This window comes from Larkinella arboricola, from assembly GCF_003259745.1.
GTDB classification, from domain to species: Bacteria; Bacteroidota; Bacteroidia; order Cytophagales; family Spirosomataceae; genus Larkinella; species Larkinella arboricola.
The window spans coordinates 730,298-745,649 of the sequence record NZ_QLMC01000003.1 but is presented as its reverse complement, the minus strand read 5'-3'; the positions used below and the strand labels follow the sequence as shown (position 1 = coordinate 745,649).

At 53.4% G+C, this 15,352-nt stretch carries 11 protein-coding genes; 6 read left to right on the top strand and 5 right to left on the bottom strand.

Annotated features, from left to right (window positions below; all coding sequences use genetic code 11):
* Window positions 1–138: 138 nt before the first annotated feature.
* On the top strand, window positions 139–1,716 hold the full coding sequence (locus LX87_RS14455) for a M81 family metallopeptidase (protein ID WP_111628935.1): 1,578 nt from the start codon (window positions 139–141) through the stop codon (window positions 1,714–1,716).
* A 63-nt stretch (window positions 1,717–1,779) separates the two neighbouring features.
* Here the strand turns inward: LX87_RS14455 and LX87_RS14450 are convergent, their stop codons facing one another.
* The gene (locus tag LX87_RS14450; protein ID WP_111629210.1) at window positions 1,780–2,712 is read right to left on the bottom strand and encodes a CPBP family intramembrane glutamic endopeptidase; all 933 of its coding nucleotides are present in this window, start codon (window positions 2,710–2,712) and stop codon (window positions 1,780–1,782) included.
* Between the two features lie 100 nt (window positions 2,713–2,812).
* Window positions 2,813–3,688, bottom strand: a complete 876-nt coding sequence (locus tag LX87_RS14445) for a polysaccharide deacetylase family protein (RefSeq protein ID WP_229310661.1) — start codon at window positions 3,686–3,688, stop codon at window positions 2,813–2,815.
* Between the two features lie 98 nt (window positions 3,689–3,786).
* Here LX87_RS14445 and LX87_RS14440 point away from each other — a divergent pair, with 98 nt between their 5' ends.
* From LX87_RS14440 to LX87_RS14425, 4 genes are all read left to right on the top strand, one after another.
* The gene (locus LX87_RS14440) at window positions 3,787–4,680 is read left to right on the top strand and encodes a DMT family transporter (RefSeq protein ID WP_111628933.1); all 894 of its coding nucleotides are present in this window, start codon (window positions 3,787–3,789) and stop codon (window positions 4,678–4,680) included.
* Between the two features lie 3 nt (window positions 4,681–4,683).
* A complete protein-coding gene (locus tag LX87_RS14435; RefSeq protein WP_111628932.1) occupies window positions 4,684–5,658 on the top strand; it encodes an NADPH:quinone oxidoreductase family protein in 975 nt (324 codons plus the stop codon).
* A 107-nt stretch (window positions 5,659–5,765) separates the two neighbouring features.
* The gene (locus LX87_RS14430) at window positions 5,766–6,935 is read left to right on the top strand and encodes an acyl-CoA dehydrogenase (protein ID WP_111628931.1); all 1,170 of its coding nucleotides are present in this window, start codon (window positions 5,766–5,768) and stop codon (window positions 6,933–6,935) included.
* Window positions 6,936–7,104: 169 nt separating this feature from the next.
* Window positions 7,105–8,031 (top strand): AraC family transcriptional regulator, encoded by a 927-nt coding sequence (locus tag LX87_RS14425; RefSeq protein ID WP_111628930.1) that lies wholly within the window; start codon window positions 7,105–7,107, stop codon window positions 8,029–8,031.
* 76 nt (window positions 8,032–8,107) lie between these two features.
* On the opposite strand, the gene LX87_RS14420 is transcribed toward LX87_RS14425, so the two are convergent.
* Genes LX87_RS14420 through LX87_RS14410 form a run of 3 tightly spaced genes read right to left on the bottom strand, consistent with a single transcriptional unit; the run spans window position 8,108 to window position 11,760 of the window.
* The gene (locus LX87_RS14420; RefSeq protein WP_111628929.1) at window positions 8,108–8,581 is read right to left on the bottom strand and encodes a hypothetical protein; all 474 of its coding nucleotides are present in this window, start codon (window positions 8,579–8,581) and stop codon (window positions 8,108–8,110) included.
* A gap of 11 nt (window positions 8,582–8,592) precedes the next feature.
* The gene (locus LX87_RS14415) at window positions 8,593–10,272 is read right to left on the bottom strand and encodes a M28 family metallopeptidase (protein ID WP_111628928.1); all 1,680 of its coding nucleotides are present in this window, start codon (window positions 10,270–10,272) and stop codon (window positions 8,593–8,595) included.
* Between the two features lie 60 nt (window positions 10,273–10,332).
* Window positions 10,333–11,760 (bottom strand): phytoene desaturase family protein, encoded by a 1,428-nt coding sequence (locus LX87_RS14410; protein WP_111628927.1) that lies wholly within the window; start codon window positions 11,758–11,760, stop codon window positions 10,333–10,335.
* A gap of 504 nt (window positions 11,761–12,264) precedes the next feature.
* Here LX87_RS14410 and LX87_RS14400 point away from each other — a divergent pair.
* Window positions 12,265–15,345 carry a SusC/RagA family TonB-linked outer membrane protein gene (locus tag LX87_RS14400; protein WP_111628925.1) on the top strand — a complete coding sequence of 1,027 codons (3,081 nt, stop codon included), beginning with the start codon at window positions 12,265–12,267 and terminating at the stop codon, window positions 15,343–15,345.
* Window positions 15,346–15,352 lie beyond the last annotated feature (7 nt).

The window sequence follows — 15,352 nt, the reverse complement described above, 5'->3', positions numbered from 1 at the left end:
CCGACAATCTTAGTGTAGAGAACAACCAATCGGCTCACAAATTGGACAACATTCTGAATTTTTAGCATCTAGCAGACGGTTTTGCCGGGCCGCTCTGAAAACCCTTGTCTACTCTTTAAAATAATTTAAATTGTAGCCATGAAAAAGCTCTTCTTAGGTCTTGCCACCTGGTTTCTTACTGCCTGTTCAGGTTATGCCCAATCGACACTGAACGCCGTTCAAAAGCCGTTACCACGCATTGCCATTGCCGGTTTAGGAATTGAATCCAGTACGTTTTCGCCAGCCGTTACGCTCGAACCGGCTTTCCACGCCCGCTACGGCCCGGAAGTGTTTAACGCCTATCCGTTCATGATGCCCATATCGCCCCTGCGCAAACAGGCGTTCTGGCTACCCGCCGTGGTGGGCAAGTCGCTGCCGGGCGGGGCCGTAACGCGGGAAGCCTACGAATCGCTGGTCAATAAAACGCTGGATACGCTTAGGAAATACGGTCCCTACGACGGTTTATACTTTGACATTCACGGTGCCATGAGTGTTCAGGGACTCGACGATCCGGAAGGTGATTTTCTGATCCGGATTCGGAAAGTGGTTGGTTATAAAACGCTCATTTCCACGTCGATGGATTTGCACGGGAATGTGTCGTGGCGACTGGCCCAAAATACCGATCTGATCACGTGTTACCGGCTGGCTCCCCACGAAGACGCCATGCAAACCAAGGAACGCGCCGTGGTCAACCTGCTGGAGCGGCTAAAAAGCGGCAAAGGCAAACCCGCTTATAAAGCCTGGATTCCGGTCCCGATTCTGCTGCCGGGCGAAAAAACCAGCACCCGGATTGAACCGGGCAAGAGTCTGTATCAGCAGGTGGCTCCTCTGGCCGACAAACAGGAAGGGATTGTAGATGCGGCCATCTGGATTGGCTACGCCTGGGCCGACGAACCGCGCAATCATGCCGTGGTTATGGTGGTGGGCGATGATAAAGCCAAGGTAACCCAATCGGCGGAGAAACTGGCCCAGCATTTCTGGAAGGTGCGCACAAACTTCGACTTTGTTGCACCGACCGGTACGCTCGAACAATCGCTGGCGCAGGCCCTGACCAGCCCAAAACATCCGTTCTTTATCAGCGATACGGGTGACAACCCGACGGCGGGTGGAGCGGGTGATGTTACCTGGACGCTCACCCAGATTCTGGCTCGTCCGGAGTTCAAGCGGGCCGATGGTCCTGCGCTGATCTACGCGTCTATTCCGGACCCGGAACTGGTGAAAAAAGCAATGGCCGTTGGCGTTGGTGGGCAGGTGGAAGGTAAAGCGGGAGCGATGGTAGACGCCCGGTTTGCGCCCCCGGTTCCGCTCAAAGGCACGGTTCAGTCAATTGTCAGGGGCGATAGGGATGCTGAGGTAGAGGTGGTTGTAAAAGTGGGCAGCGTCCACATTATTGTTACCCAGAAACGCAAACCGTATCACAAGGAGGCTGATTTTACCCGGCTGGGACTAGAACCCCGGAAAGCCGATATTGTGGTCGTGAAAATTGGCTACCTCGAACCCGAACTGTACAATATGCAGGCGGGTTGGATTATGGCCCTGACCCCCGGCGGAGTCGATCAGGATTTGTTTCGGCTACCGTACAAGCGGATTCAGCGGCCGATGTTTCCGCTTGATAAAGACATGAAAGACCCCGATTTGTCGGCCCGGTTTGTGCCGCTGTCGGGGGAAGTGAAGTAGTCGGCTACTTTGAAGTGTCTAAGGAAGTAACGGATGGCTACGGTATTCGTTACTTCCTTTTTTTTACAGCCCCAACTGGATGAAAGCCGCCAGTTCCATCAGCCAGGCCACGCCGAGGTGGATAATGATACCGCCCCAGATGCTGCGGGTCTGGAGCGCAATAACGCCCAGGATGTAACCGCCGAAAATGGAGCTGATGGTTTCGCCGGGTGGCTTGCCAAAGTGGATAAACGCGTAGGTAATCACCATCGGCAGCACCGCCCCCCGGCCCAGAATCCGGGCCATTCCAATCACCAGAAAACCGCGAAACATCAATTCGGTCGGCACAAAGTCCCAGCCGTAAGCCAGCTCGTAGATCAGGGCCGTTACCCATTCCGGCACGTCGAAAAACTCGTTGGCGTTTGTGTCGCGGTAGGTGGGGTACGATTCCAGAAACGACGGCTGAAACGATGCGTAGGTGATCAGCGGCACCATACACAGCAGTAGCAGAAAGTAAATTTGCAGCCCTTTCCACTTGGGCCGCATCCCGTAAAAACCGTTTGGTTCTTTCTCCACAAACCAGTAAAACAGCATGAGCGGCAGAATAACCGTCATCAGCGACTGCAAGTTGCGCAGGCAGTAAAACGCAAAAGCGTAAATCTGATCGTTAAAGACAACATGGCTCCATTCGTTAAAACCGTAATACCCGGCGTACCAACTATAAATACCCAGGCCCGTCAGGCTGTAAATCCAGAAATCCCGCCGATGCCAGACGTCCAGCCGCCCGTGAAAACGGGTCCACAAACCGACTCCGGAATAGTAGGCAAAGGCGTATAACAGAAAGTAAAAGACGATCCGGATGTTGTCGCCCCGGTACGCATCGATGTAACTGTCTTCAAAATCCAGGTAGTAATTGACGCTGATGCAAACGGCCAGAAACAGGGCGGCCAGAGCGTAGAGGTCAACGCGAAAATCGGCTTTCAGGTGTTCGCGGAGGTAGCGGATGAGGGTGCGCATGGTACCCCAAAATTGCCCGAAAACCGTCGGCAAAGCAACGCTGTTCGGGCAAAACGGTCCGAAAAATGATTTGAACCGGAAGGGACGCGTATTGAACTGTTTATCGTGGTTTCTCTTCGGCCAGTTGGGTTATCATCGCCGGCACTTCCGGTTCGCCCTTGAAGAATGCCCCTCTCTTCCCACGCGTGAGCGCCCAGCGGTGAATCCATGAAATGCCGCCCTTGCCAATATAACCATCCACCGAGCGGTAAGCGTCGTCTTTCAGGGCTTCGTCCAGCGAAATAAACGTGTAACCCATGTCCTCCAGCCGATCCAGTAACGCCCCCATGCAGGCGGAGTTGATCGTGTTGGCGTGCGTCAGAAGTATCTGTGGGATTGGTCGCCCAAAGAGCGAATCCGACTGCGCTTCGTAATACCGCACGTAAGCCGTCATGTAATCCAGGTAATCCCGCCCCACCACAGCCGCCAATGCGGTATCACCTTTCAGGAGCGCATTATCGTAAGCCTGCGAAAACATGAAATCGTAATTATCGATGGTCACGGGTGCCTCGCGATACTTTTGCCGGGCCAGAAACCGTTCAAGAGAATCTTTTTTTGCCGGTGTTTCACCTTTGCGCAGGAACGGATGCCGGAAAAAACGGAACGGTTTACCCCGTTGCTCCACCAATTGTTTGGTAATCTGCTCACCACGAACTACATCGTCCAGATATTCCGGAATGGTGATGCCCGTATAATCTTTATGTGAGTAGGTGTGATTTCCGAGTTCCAGTCCGGCGTCAAGCCAGATTTTTAGTACATTGACCTGCTTCGGATCGGGCGCGCCATTGCCATACAACCACTGCGAAACCACAAAACCGATGGCCGGAACCCGGTGGGTGGTAAAATGCCGGACCAGCCGCTGGTTCAGCGCGATCTTGCCGTCGGGCGTTCGGTCGTATTGTGTAACGCCCGGCAGATCGTCGACGGTGATAACCATCCTCTTTTGAGCCCATAGGGACGAAACAAGGAAGCACAAACTGATCAGAAGCCCGAAGCGAGTCATAAAGTGAAATTTTTCACAAGAATACGAAATCCATGCTATTGCTCATTCTTACCCTAACTACCATTGCCATTGTTGTTCGCATTGTTTCGAGTCCTTTATCGAACGTTTTTCAGAAACAGCTTACCCAGCGCAAAGCCGAACCGTTGTTTGTTTCCTCGGCCACCTACGGGTTTCTGAGCATCCTGACGATTGCCTTCTGGCCCGAATTAAAGCTGGACAACCTGCCCGTCGAGTTCTGGTGGAACGTCCTTGTTTTTAATGCCATCGGCGTTTTGGGCAATGTGCTTCTGATCAAAGCCATCCGGACGGGCGAACTGTCGGTGCTGGGGCCGGTCAACGCCTATAAATCCGTGGTCAGTATTGTATTCGGTATGCTGTTGCTGAACGAAATTCCAAGCTGGATGGGAGCCGGGGGTGTTGCATTGATTGTGGCGGGTAGCTACGTGGTTCTGGGTTCCGGCAATCAGGGGCGCGGGTTTTCGCTGGACATTCTGAAACAACCGGAAATTCAGTTTCGACTGATCGCGCTCGTCTGCTCGGCCATCGAAGCGGTTTTTATCAAGCGCGCCATGCTGCTGTCGTCGCCCATGACCACGTTTGTACTCTGGTGCGTCCTCGGTTTTCTGTTCTCCTTTGGCTGGATTATCCTTACCTTGCGCAATCGCCTGAGCGAGCAGATCCGGGTGTTTTCGGCGCAGAAAGGAACCTGCGCGGCCCTGTTTGTATCAACAGGTTGCATGCAGTTTTCTACCAACGTCGCGTTCGACGGTATGCAGGTCGGCTATGTGCTGGCTCTGTTTCAGACTTCGGCCCTGCTGAATGTCCTGTTTGGGTATCAATTTTTTAAGGAAAAAAATATCATTCAGAAACTCGTCGGCGCGGTTATCATGGTTACCGGTGCTGCGCTGATTGTGATGTATAAGTAAACGATGAAAGCCGTCCTTTGTCGCCAGTATGGTCTGCCCGAAACGCTGACCGTTGAACAAACCGACTCGCCGAAAGCCGTCACCGGGAAGCTGGTGATTCAGGTAAAAGCGTGCGGAGTCAATTTCCCTGATACGCTCATGATTCAGGGAAAATACCAGGTTAAGCCGCCGTTTCCGTTTTCGCCTGGGGGCGAAGTAGCCGGGATCGTGAAGGAAGTGGGCGAGTGCATTACGCACCTGAAGCCCGGCGACCGGGTGTTTGCGCTCACCGGTTTTGGCGGTTTTGCCGAAGAAACGCTGGCCGACGGTTTCAAGACGTTCCCGCTCCCGGCTGGGATGGAGTATGACACGGCGGCTTCCATGATGTATACCTATGGCACGTCGTACCACGCCCTGAAAGACCGCGCCGACCTCCAGCCCGGCGAAACCCTGCTGGTGTTGGGAGCCGCCGGGGGTGTGGGACTGGCCGCCGTTGAACTGGGCCGGATGATGGGCGCCAACGTCATTGCTGCGGCTTCGACCGATGAGAAACTGGCGCTTTGTCGGCAGGTGGGCGCTGGCGATACAATCAATTACAGCCGCGAGGATCTGCGCGAACGACTCCGGCAGATTACCGGCGGGCGGGGTGTCGATGTGGTGTACGACCCCGTTGGCGGCCCTCTGACCGAAGCGGCTCTTCGTTCCGTCAGTTGGCAGGGACGGTATTTGGTAGTGGGGTTTGCCGCCGGACAGATTCCCGCCATTCCGTTAAATCTACCGCTGCTGAAAGGGTGTTCGGTGGTGGGCGTGTTCTGGGGCGCGTTTGCCGAAAAACAACGGCAGGACAACCAGGATAATGTTCAGCAATTGCTGGCGTTTTATCAACAGGGACGAATCAAACCGCACATTCAGGCGCAGTACCCGCTCGACAAAGCACCACAGGCCCTGCGCGACATGATGAACCGGCAGGTGCTGGGCAAGGTCGTCGTTATTCCTTAAATATGTATTTTAATTAGAATTTATTAAATTCAGGAGAGTTGGTGGGCGGAAAGAACTCGTCAATTCTTCATGAGAAAAACGGTTACGGATTTAACACTTCAATACGTATGGCGTCATCCACACTGGAATTATCAGGTCTAAATTTTAACCTTACCGAAGAACAGCAGGCGGTGCGCGAAGCCGCGCGGGATTTTGCGCGAACGGAGCTCCTGCCCGGCGTGATTGAACGAGACAATGCGGCAAAATTCCCGACTGAGCAGGTCCGGCGCATGGGCGAACTGGGCTTTCTGGGCATGATGGTGTCGCCCGACTACGGCGGGGGCGGCATGGACACGGTTTCGTACGTGATCGCAATGGAAGAGATTTCCAAAGTCGATGCGTCCTGTTCGGTGATTATGTCGGTCAATAATTCGCTGGTTTGCTGGGGGCTGGAGGAGTTTGGTAGTGAACAGCAAAAACAGAAATACCTGACCCGGCTGGCCACGGGTGAAGTCATCGGCGCTTTCTGTCTGTCGGAGCCGGAAGCCGGTTCGGACGCGACTTCGCAACATACGACGGCCCTTGACAAGGGAGACCATTACCTGCTGAACGGGACCAAGAACTGGATTACAAACGGCGGGTCGGCGAGCGTTTATCTGGTCATCGCGCAAACCGATCTTGAAAAAAAACACCGGGGCATCAATTGCCTGATCGTTGAAAAAGGGCAGGACGGTTTTGCGGTCGGAAAAAAAGAAGACAAGATGGGCATTCGGGCGTCCGATACCCACTCCCTGATGTTTACCGATGTGAAGGTGCCGAAAGAAAACCGCATTGGCGACGACGGTTTCGGGTTCAAATTCGCGATGTCGACGCTGAACGGAGGCCGGATTGGCATTGCGGCTCAGGCACTCGGCATTGCCGCCGGGGCCTACGAGCGGGCTTTAACGTATTCGCAGGAACGGCAGGCATTCGGAAAAAAAATTTTTGATCACCAGGCTATTCAGTTCAAGCTGGCCGAAATGGCGACCAAAATTGAAGCCGCCCGGCTATTGGTGTATAAAGCCGCCCGTTTGAAAGACGAACACAACGATTTTGTGCAGGCTGCCGCCATGGCTAAATTATTTGCGTCGGAAGTAGCCATGTGGGCAACGACAGAAGCCGTTCAGATTCACGGAGGCTACGGATACGTAAAAGAATATCACGTGGAGCGATTCATGCGGGATGCGAAGATTACGCAGATTTATGAAGGTACATCGGAAATCCAAAAACTAGTTATTGCCCGGGAGCTCGTTAAATAGAACTTTTTCAGCGGTAGCACAATTTTTCAAAAATTTGGCGCGATACTTTATGGGTATCGCGCTATTTTTTTTATCTTTTCGCAAGAGTGAGAGCTTTATTAGATTTGTACAATTTATTAGATTTGTGCAACTTTGCAAAATAATCAATGTAGGTACATCACTTTCCCCTATGGAAGACTATAATAAAATAATCGAATCGCTGGGTGTGAAGTTTATTAAGGCTCGCAACATCCGTATTTTACAACCCATAACCATCAAGAACTATTACGACGTTGAAAATACGCTGACCGTTCTTTACAACGGCGAAGTATCGTTCGGCGAAGAAAAAGTAAAGGTCGATGTGGGTGATATGTTATTTATTCCCGGTGGTAAGCACGTTACCGTAACGTACGGGGATGCCTCGCAACCCAAAACCGTCTCGAACGAAGAGTTCATGATTCACCGGGAGCAGTATTTCGAAGCCAACCGGGATCCGCAGAAAATCGCCAACATGCCCAACTCGTTCGGGTATGTGTCGTTCGAAGCGAAAGTGTTTGACTCGGTAAACTTCTTCAACTCGCTGGACGTACCGCCGTTTATTATCAAGCGGGAAGATTCGCTGGTGCAGACCATCAACCAGATTCTGGCGGAAGATATGCTGGATACGGCCGGTAAAGGACGGATTATCAAAATCAAAACTGAAGAAATCGTTATTGAAGTTATCCGTTACATTTTGAAAAACCGTCTGTTCGTTGAGCAGTTGGTTACCAATAGTACGTACTTCAAAGATCCGCGTCTGATCGACATCTTCGCTTACATCAAAGACAACCTTGGCGGTGATTTGTCGAACAAAGTGCTGGCTAACGTTGCCAACGTTTCAGAAGATTACGTTGGACAGTATTTTAAAATGCTGACGGGTATCAATCCGCAGGACTATATTGAATACCAGCGTATGGAAGCTGCCGTTGGCCTGCTCCGCACGTCGAAGAAAAGCATCCGGGCAATCGGCGCTGAAGTCGGTTACAAGGATACGGCCTATTTCTGTCGCCGGTTCAAGATGATGTTCGGTATTCCGGCCGGTAAAATGCGCCGTCGGGAGTCGCTGATGAACGTTTAATGACTTGCGTTTCAACAAAAAACCACCCGGCCGGGTGGTTTTTTGTTGAAACGATTATCGCAATCCGCTTTCCTCTTTACAGGTTGACAAGAACAACGTACGTAACCCCGTTGCCAATCATGGGGCTGACGGCCTTATCGTTGTAGCGAACCTCTGCCAGATCGTACCAGCCATTGCAGGGATTGCGATTGACGTATGTTTTCAGATGTAACGTTCCGCGTGGTTTTCCGCCTATTTCAACGGTGTAGTCGCCCTTTCCCTGTTCGGCCGCATGGACGAGCAACTTGTAGGAAGCTTCGTAGGTATAGGGATACGGACTGGAAGAGTGAACCTTGAAATCATTTTCTTTTACATCCATTTGCGTTCCGGAAGCTGCCGCGTAGGTGAGCTTAACCGACTGGGCCAGGGTGGTGTCAGTCAGAAGCTGCCCCAGTGTGTCCACAAACGCGAAACTGTACGAAGGCGGTGGAGCCTGGCAATCCGGTTTTTCACACGAGCCGAGCAGGAGTGCCAATACCAATACCGTTACGAGGGCTTTGAGCGTATTCATGCCGGATTAATTTACTTGCCGCTATTGTTCTGCGATTTAACGGTCTGTTTGGTTCCGAATTTCGTGCCGAAAAAGTCTCCTGGATTCCAGGTAGGGCGTTTCGGATTCTGGGCCGTGAGGTAACCAATCAGAAACTGGAGCTGAGCGTGTTTGGCAGCCGCGTTAAAATCAAACGGCTGATCAATTTCGTCCTGCGGAGAGTGGTAGATGGTGGCCCGCCAATCGAGGTTAAGCTTGAGGCCGTCGAGCTGCGGATTGCCGGCTTCGGTACCGCTTTTGATGTAAATCGCCGGAATCCCCTGCCGGACAAAGCTGAAATGATCGCTGCGCATAAACACCACCTGCTCCGGAATGGGGTCTTTGGCTACTTTTACCCCCAGGTAGTTCGCTACGGTATTTACCTCCTTCGCCATGCTGGAATGCTCCGACCCATAGGGCACAATATCCACTAAGGGGTGGAAGAAAAACGGCATATCGAGACACAGGTTGGCCACAATGTTTTCTTTCGGAACCGTTGGGTTGCTGGCAAAATAATCGGAACCCAGCAGGCCCATTTCCTCCGCCGTTACGCCCACGAACAGGATGGAACGTTTGGGTTTGGTGGGCAGCGCGGCATACATCCGGGCCGCTTCCAGGTTGATGGCCACGCCCGATGCGTTGTCGTGCGCCCCGTTAAAAATGGAGTCGCCTTTGACGGGCCGACCAATGCCGAGGTGATCGAGGTGGGATGCATAAACCACATACTCATTTTTCAGCACCGGGTCGGTGCCGGGCAGTACGCCCACCACGTTATAACCGGCAATATCACCCCCAGAACGGGTTTCGGTCTTTATCCGAACCGAGAAATTGAGCGGAAACGACTGCGGGATACTCTTGTTGGCGGCTGCAATAATGTCGGCCAGCGAACGACCCGATTGGGCAAAAACCGTCCGGGCCGTCGAATCGCCCAACGAGGCTATTCCTTTCAGTTCCGGAAAAACCCGCTGCGGTTTACCATCTTTGCCGATCCATCGGTACGTTCCCTGCCGCGCCCGCGCCGACGAGGCTTCCAGGCGGTTCCGAACGTCGGTAGGCAGGCTGAACGAAATTACCCCAACGGCACCGTGGGCGGCTGCATTTTCGAGCTTGGCCGAACCGTGGTAGGCCCGCTGGTTGGACGGAAAAGCCGCCGGAGCGCCGTTGAAATACGCAACGATTTTCCCCTTAACGTCTACATTTTTGTAATCGTCATAATTCAGATCAGGGGCCGTTACCCCAAAACCGACAAAAACGACCGGCGCGGTTATTTCACTTGTTTCGTCGCCGTATACCGGGCTGAGCGTGTAATTTTTTCCGAGTGTCAGCAGTTGTTCCTTTCCGTTTTTCCCGATGAACGCCAGCGAACTGCCTTCTTCCTGAACCCGCCACTGACGCAGCGGTACTTTCTGCAAATACGTCTGGCCGTCGCCCGCTGGTTGCAACCCTAATGCTTCAAATTGGGAGATCACATAATTGGCCGCCAGCCGATAGCCTCGCGTGCCCGGTTTGCGCCCTTCCATAGCATCGTCGGCCAGAAACCGCATATGGGCCTTAATCGCTTCCGGCTTTACGGACTGGGCAGCCGCGCGGGCTTCTGCCGGAATGTCAGATTTATCCTGAGCAAAAGAAGAAAAGGCAAGAAATAAACTCGTGAAGGTTAAGACGGTTTTCATATCCGGGTTAACGGCAGTAATTGCGTTGATCAAATAGCCAAGTTAAGGAGAAAAACGGAATTACCGGCCAAACACATCCTTCAACGCCCGCCGGGCCGCATGATAGCCGCACATGCCATGTACCCCGCCCCCCGGTGGAGTAGACGAGGAGCAGAGGTAAAGCCCTCTGGCCGAAGTCCGGTAGGGCGACCAGCGCAGGGCGGGCCGGGTAAACAACTGGCCAATGTCAATGATGCCGCCGTTAATATCGCCCCCGATGTAATTCGGATTATACGCTTCCATCTGGGCCGGGTTCATCGTGTGCCGGGCCAGAATCCGGTCGCGGAAACCCGGTGCAAACCGTTCGACCTGTTTTTCAATGGCCTCGGTCATGTCCACTTCCGAACCGTTGGGAATGTGGCAATAGGCCCAGGCCGTGTGTTTACCCGCTGGCACCCGGGTGTCGTCAAACCGGCTTTGTTGAGCCAGCAGGACGTACGGTTTCTCGGGATGATGGCCCCGGGCCGCCCATTGTTCGGATGCGGCAATTTCTTCCAGCGTGTTGCCCAGGTGCACCGTTCCGGCTTGATGGCAGTGTTCGGCGGTAAACGGAACCGGTCCATCCAGCGCCCAATCGATTTTGAAAACACCCATGCCATACCGGTATCGTTTCAGTTGCCATTGATAAAGAGCGGAAAACCGGTGCCCGGCAATTTGCAGAAGCTGCCGGGGCGTCACATCAAACAAAACCGCCTTCGCCGAGGGCAGTTGAGCGAGCGAAGTGACATAACAATTTGTTTCGATCTGGCCGCCCAGCGAACAAAAATACGAAGCGAGGGCATTGGCGATCTGCTGCGAACCGCCCTTTGGTAACGGCCAGCCCCCCACATGAGCCGACAGCATCAGCACAAGGCCCATAGCCGAGGTAGCCAGATTCGACAACGGCTGAATGGAATGAGCTGCCATGCCCGCCCATAACCCTCTGGCTTGTTTGGCCTTAAACCGACGGGCCAGCCAGGTTGATGGCGGTAACGCGTTGAGTCCGAAACGGGCAAAATCAACGGGGTGGCTCGGAAACCGCAACGGGCCTAGCACGTCGGCGTCGATGCGGGGCCATTGGTCCATGAGCGTTTTGAACAGATTCAGATACGCCGATTCATCCGCTCCCAACGACCGGGCCGTTTCGTCCAGCGACCGGGTCAGTATAGCCGCCGTTCCGTCATCGAACGGATGGGCAGCCGCCAGCGGTGGTTCAATGTACGTTAATCCGTGGTCCGCAAGGGGCAAGGTCCGAAAAAACGGCGAATTGATTGCCAGCGGATGAATGGCCGAACAGACATCGTGCACAAAACCGGGTAGCGTTAACTCCGCCGAACGGAGCCCCCCACCGATGGTCGGTTTTGCTTCCAGCACCAGCACCGAAAGCCCGGCTTGTTGCAGGGTGATGGCAGCCGCCAGCCCATTCGGACCCGAACCGACAACAATGGCGTCAAAGTCTGTTTTATGCACGGTATATGTGTTGGTTGTATCGTAGCAGAGACGAGTAGCGGAGCCTCTGCTGACCGCTACTCGTCTCTGCTAAACTCTGCGAAATAACTTTTTGTCCGTCCAAAGCCCAGGAATTTGCACAATGCAAACAATGTATTGCTTTATCCAGATTTTTCTTAAAGGATTGTTGGTTTTGTTTAACGGATCGCATTCCTTTGTTACTCCACTAAGTTGCTGGAATAAGAAGGATTTGATTGCACCACTAGCTGGAGCCTGCATCATGAAACATTCTACGCTTTTAAGCCGATCGTACCGACGGGCCGAAAAACCGTCCGCGCGAATCCATTTCCCTCACTCAACAGCCGTGTTCTTTTCTGGCTGTTGTTGCTGTCGCTGATTTACTTCCCCTATCTGATCTTCCATAACAGTTGACGTTTTGGTATAACGCCAGGACGGTTTTTAGTTTGTTTTTATTAATCTTCTAATTCTCTGGATTTTATAAAGTAAACCTAAATTACCTTCTTCATGAATTACTTATATCGTATAAACAGGCAACGGCCCAGCGTTCGGCTGTTTTCGGCTTTTTGGCTTTTCCTGCAACTGACGGGTTATTCGCAAAGCCCGGTGAGAGGGAAAGTTACGTCCGAAGACGATCGGAACGGTATTCCCGGAATTAACGTGCTGATCAGGAACACGACGCAGGGTACGGTCACGGATGCGGAAGGGAATTACCAGCTTCCAGCCGCCCCGAATGCGGTGCTGGTGTTTTCAGGCGTTGGTTTTATCCGGCAGGAAGTTGCCGTAAATAGTAAAAGCAGACTTGACGTAAAGCTCGTTGTAGACACACGGCAACTGAACGAGGTGGTCGTGGTGGGCTACGGTACCCAGAAGAAAAGTGACCTGACCGGGGCTGTGAGTTCGCTGGATTCGAAGGAGTTTAACAAAGGCGTTCAGACATCGGTGGATCAACTCATTGCGGGCCGGGCTGCCGGGGTGCAGATCACGCAGGCCAGCGCCGAACCCGGTGGCGGGGTCACCATCCGTATCCGGGGGGCTAACTCGATCAACGCCAACAACGAGCCGCTGTATGTCATCGACGGGTTGCCCATCGACAACTCGCCCGTGGTGCCCAACTCGCCGGTCATCACAGACGGGGCGGTTCGTAACCCGCTGAATGCGCTGAACCCGGCGGATATTGAATCCATTGAAGTGCTCAAAGACGCATCGGCCACGGCGATTTACGGTTCGCGGGGCGCCAACGGGGTTATTCTGGTGACCACCAAAAAGGGGACGAAAGGCAAGCTGAAAGTCAATTACAACGCCTACACGGCTTTTCAGCATGTAGCCAAAACCATTCCGATGCTCAATACGCAGCAGTACATCAGCCTGCTGAACGATCTGAAGAAAGATCAGGGCCTGGCCCCGGAGTTTACGTCAGAACAAATTGCGGCTATTGGCAACGGAACCAACTGGCAGAAAGAGATTTATCGTTCGGGCTACACCCGCAACCACCAGTTGGCGTTTTCGGGCGGGCAGGATAAATTCAACTACTACGCATCGGTCAATTTCTACGATCAGAAGGGCGTCATCATCAGCTCCGGCCTCAAAAAATACATCGGTCGCGCCAACCTGACCTACAACGACGACAAATTCAAGTTCGGGCTGAACCTGAACACGAGTCTGGTCAAAGACGATTTTGTGCCGAACGGCGTCAGCATCAACGAAGGGGCCGGGGTGGTCAATACCGCCATTTTTCAGGACCCGACGCTGCCCATCCGGGCCGCCGACGGAACCTACGCCCAGACGCTCATCGTGAACCTCGAAAACCCGGTGGCGCTGGCCAACGAAGTAAAAGATGTGGCCGAAACCAACCGAACCTTCGGAAATCTCTTCGCGGAATACTTCATTTTGCCCGAACTGTCGGTAAAAATCAATGCCGGAACCGACCGCCAGAGCGCCCGGCGCGACAGCTACATTTCCCGCCAGACCCGGCGCGGTCAGGCCACAAACGGAATCGCCGATGTGCAGGTCAGCAATGCCAGCAACTACCTGATCGAGCTGACGGCCCGCTATAGCAAAACCTTCAACGAGGCCCATCGGCTTGAGGTGCTGGGCGGTTACACGTATCAGGAATTTCAGAATGATTACGTCGGGGCGGGTTCGCAGAATTTTTCGTCCGACGCGCTGCTGTCCAACAACCTGGCAGCCGGTGCCCGCACGACGTTTGACGTGGGTTCGGGCCGGAACCAGAACCAGCTTCAGTCGTATCTGGGCCGGGTCAATTATAACCTGCTGGACAAATACCTGCTGACGGCTTCGTTCCGGGCCGACGGTTCGTCGCGGTTTGGGCAGAACAACAAATTCGGCTTCTTCCCGTCGGTGGCGCTTGGCTGGCGAATTAAGGAAGAAGACTTTCTGAAAGGCATCACGGTATTATCAGATTTGAAATTGCGTGGCAGCTACGGTTTGACGGGGAATCAGGACATTGGCAGTTACAAATCGCTGGTGTTGCTCGGGCCACAGGGCAATGCGATTTTCGACGGTGTTTCGTACGTGGGCGTTTCGACTACGCAATTGCCGAACCCCGATCTGAAGTGGGAAACCACCGCCCAGCTTGACCTTGGTCTGGATTTTGGCCTGTTTGGCAACCGGCTGACGGGTTCTATCGATTATTTCCATAAAAACACGCAGGACCTGCTGCTCCAGCTTCCCGTACCGCGCACGACTGGTTTTTCTACCACCTTCAAAAACGTGGGTGCCATGAAAAATAACGGTCTGGAAATCACGCTGAATACCATCAACATTCAGAAACCGTTTACCTGGCGGTCGTCGGTTAATTTCACGCTGATTCGCAACGAAGTAACCGATCTGGCCGGACTGCCGTACATCCTTCAGGGTGAAGCCGGTTTCTCGAAAGATTTCAGCATTATTCAGAAGGGGCAGCCGCTGAACTCGTTTTTTGGCTACGTGATCGACGGCGTTTATCAACTGGGCGACAACATCAAATCGTCTCCGCAACCGCTGGCCAACCCCGGCGAATACCGGTACCGCGACATCAACGGCGATGGCCAGATCACCACCGCCGACCGGACCATTCTGGGGTCACCGTTTCCAAATTACACCTTTGGCTTCAACAACGACTTTTCCTACGGGCCGCTGACGCTGTCGTTCTTTTTGCAGGGGGTGCAGGGGAGCAGCGTGTTCAACCTGAACCGTACCGAATCCGAAAACCCGATCTCGTTCCGGCGCAACCGACTGGCCGAGTCCTATACCGACCGCTGGACGCCTACCAATCCGACCAACGCCAACTCATCCGGCATTCCGCCAAAGGTGGCTTATGCAACCAACATCAACGGCCGGGCCGTGGAAGATGCTTCGTTCATTCGGCTGAGAAACGTTCAACTGGCGTACAACATCCCGGTTACGAGCGTGAAGTTTATCCGAAGTGCCCAGCTTTATGTAACGGGCCAGAACCTGTTCACGATCACAAACTACACCGGTTCTGATCCCGAGGTGAGCGCATTTGGTACCTCGAATGTCCGGGCGGATTACAATGCGTATCCGCTGACGAGAACCTATACCGTGGGCCTGAACCTTACTTTTTAACTACGAA

Bases quoted from the DNA above. Each gene is read 5' to 3' on its own strand.
- LX87_RS14440 (WP_111628933.1), top strand. From the start codon at position 3,787: ATGCTATTGCTCATTCTTACCCTAACTACCATTGCCATTGTTGTTCGC.
- LX87_RS14420 (WP_111628929.1), bottom strand. From the start codon at position 8,581: ATGAATACGCTCAAAGCCCTCGTAACGGTATTGGTATTGGCACTCCTG.
- LX87_RS14450 (WP_111629210.1), bottom strand. From the start codon at position 2,712: ATGCGCACCCTCATCCGCTACCTCCGCGAACACCTGAAAGCCGATTTT.
- LX87_RS14400 (WP_111628925.1), top strand. From the start codon at position 12,265: ATGAATTACTTATATCGTATAAACAGGCAACGGCCCAGCGTTCGGCTG.
- LX87_RS14445 (WP_229310661.1), bottom strand. From the start codon at position 3,688: ATGGTTATCACCGTCGACGATCTGCCGGGCGTTACACAATACGACCGA.
- LX87_RS14435 (WP_111628932.1), top strand. From the start codon at position 4,684: ATGAAAGCCGTCCTTTGTCGCCAGTATGGTCTGCCCGAAACGCTGACC.
- LX87_RS14415 (WP_111628928.1), bottom strand. From the start codon at position 10,272: ATGAAAACCGTCTTAACCTTCACGAGTTTATTTCTTGCCTTTTCTTCT.
- LX87_RS14455 (WP_111628935.1), top strand. From the start codon at position 139: ATGAAAAAGCTCTTCTTAGGTCTTGCCACCTGGTTTCTTACTGCCTGT.
- LX87_RS14430 (WP_111628931.1), top strand. From the start codon at position 5,766: ATGGCGTCATCCACACTGGAATTATCAGGTCTAAATTTTAACCTTACC.
- LX87_RS14425 (WP_111628930.1), top strand. From the start codon at position 7,105: ATGGAAGACTATAATAAAATAATCGAATCGCTGGGTGTGAAGTTTATT.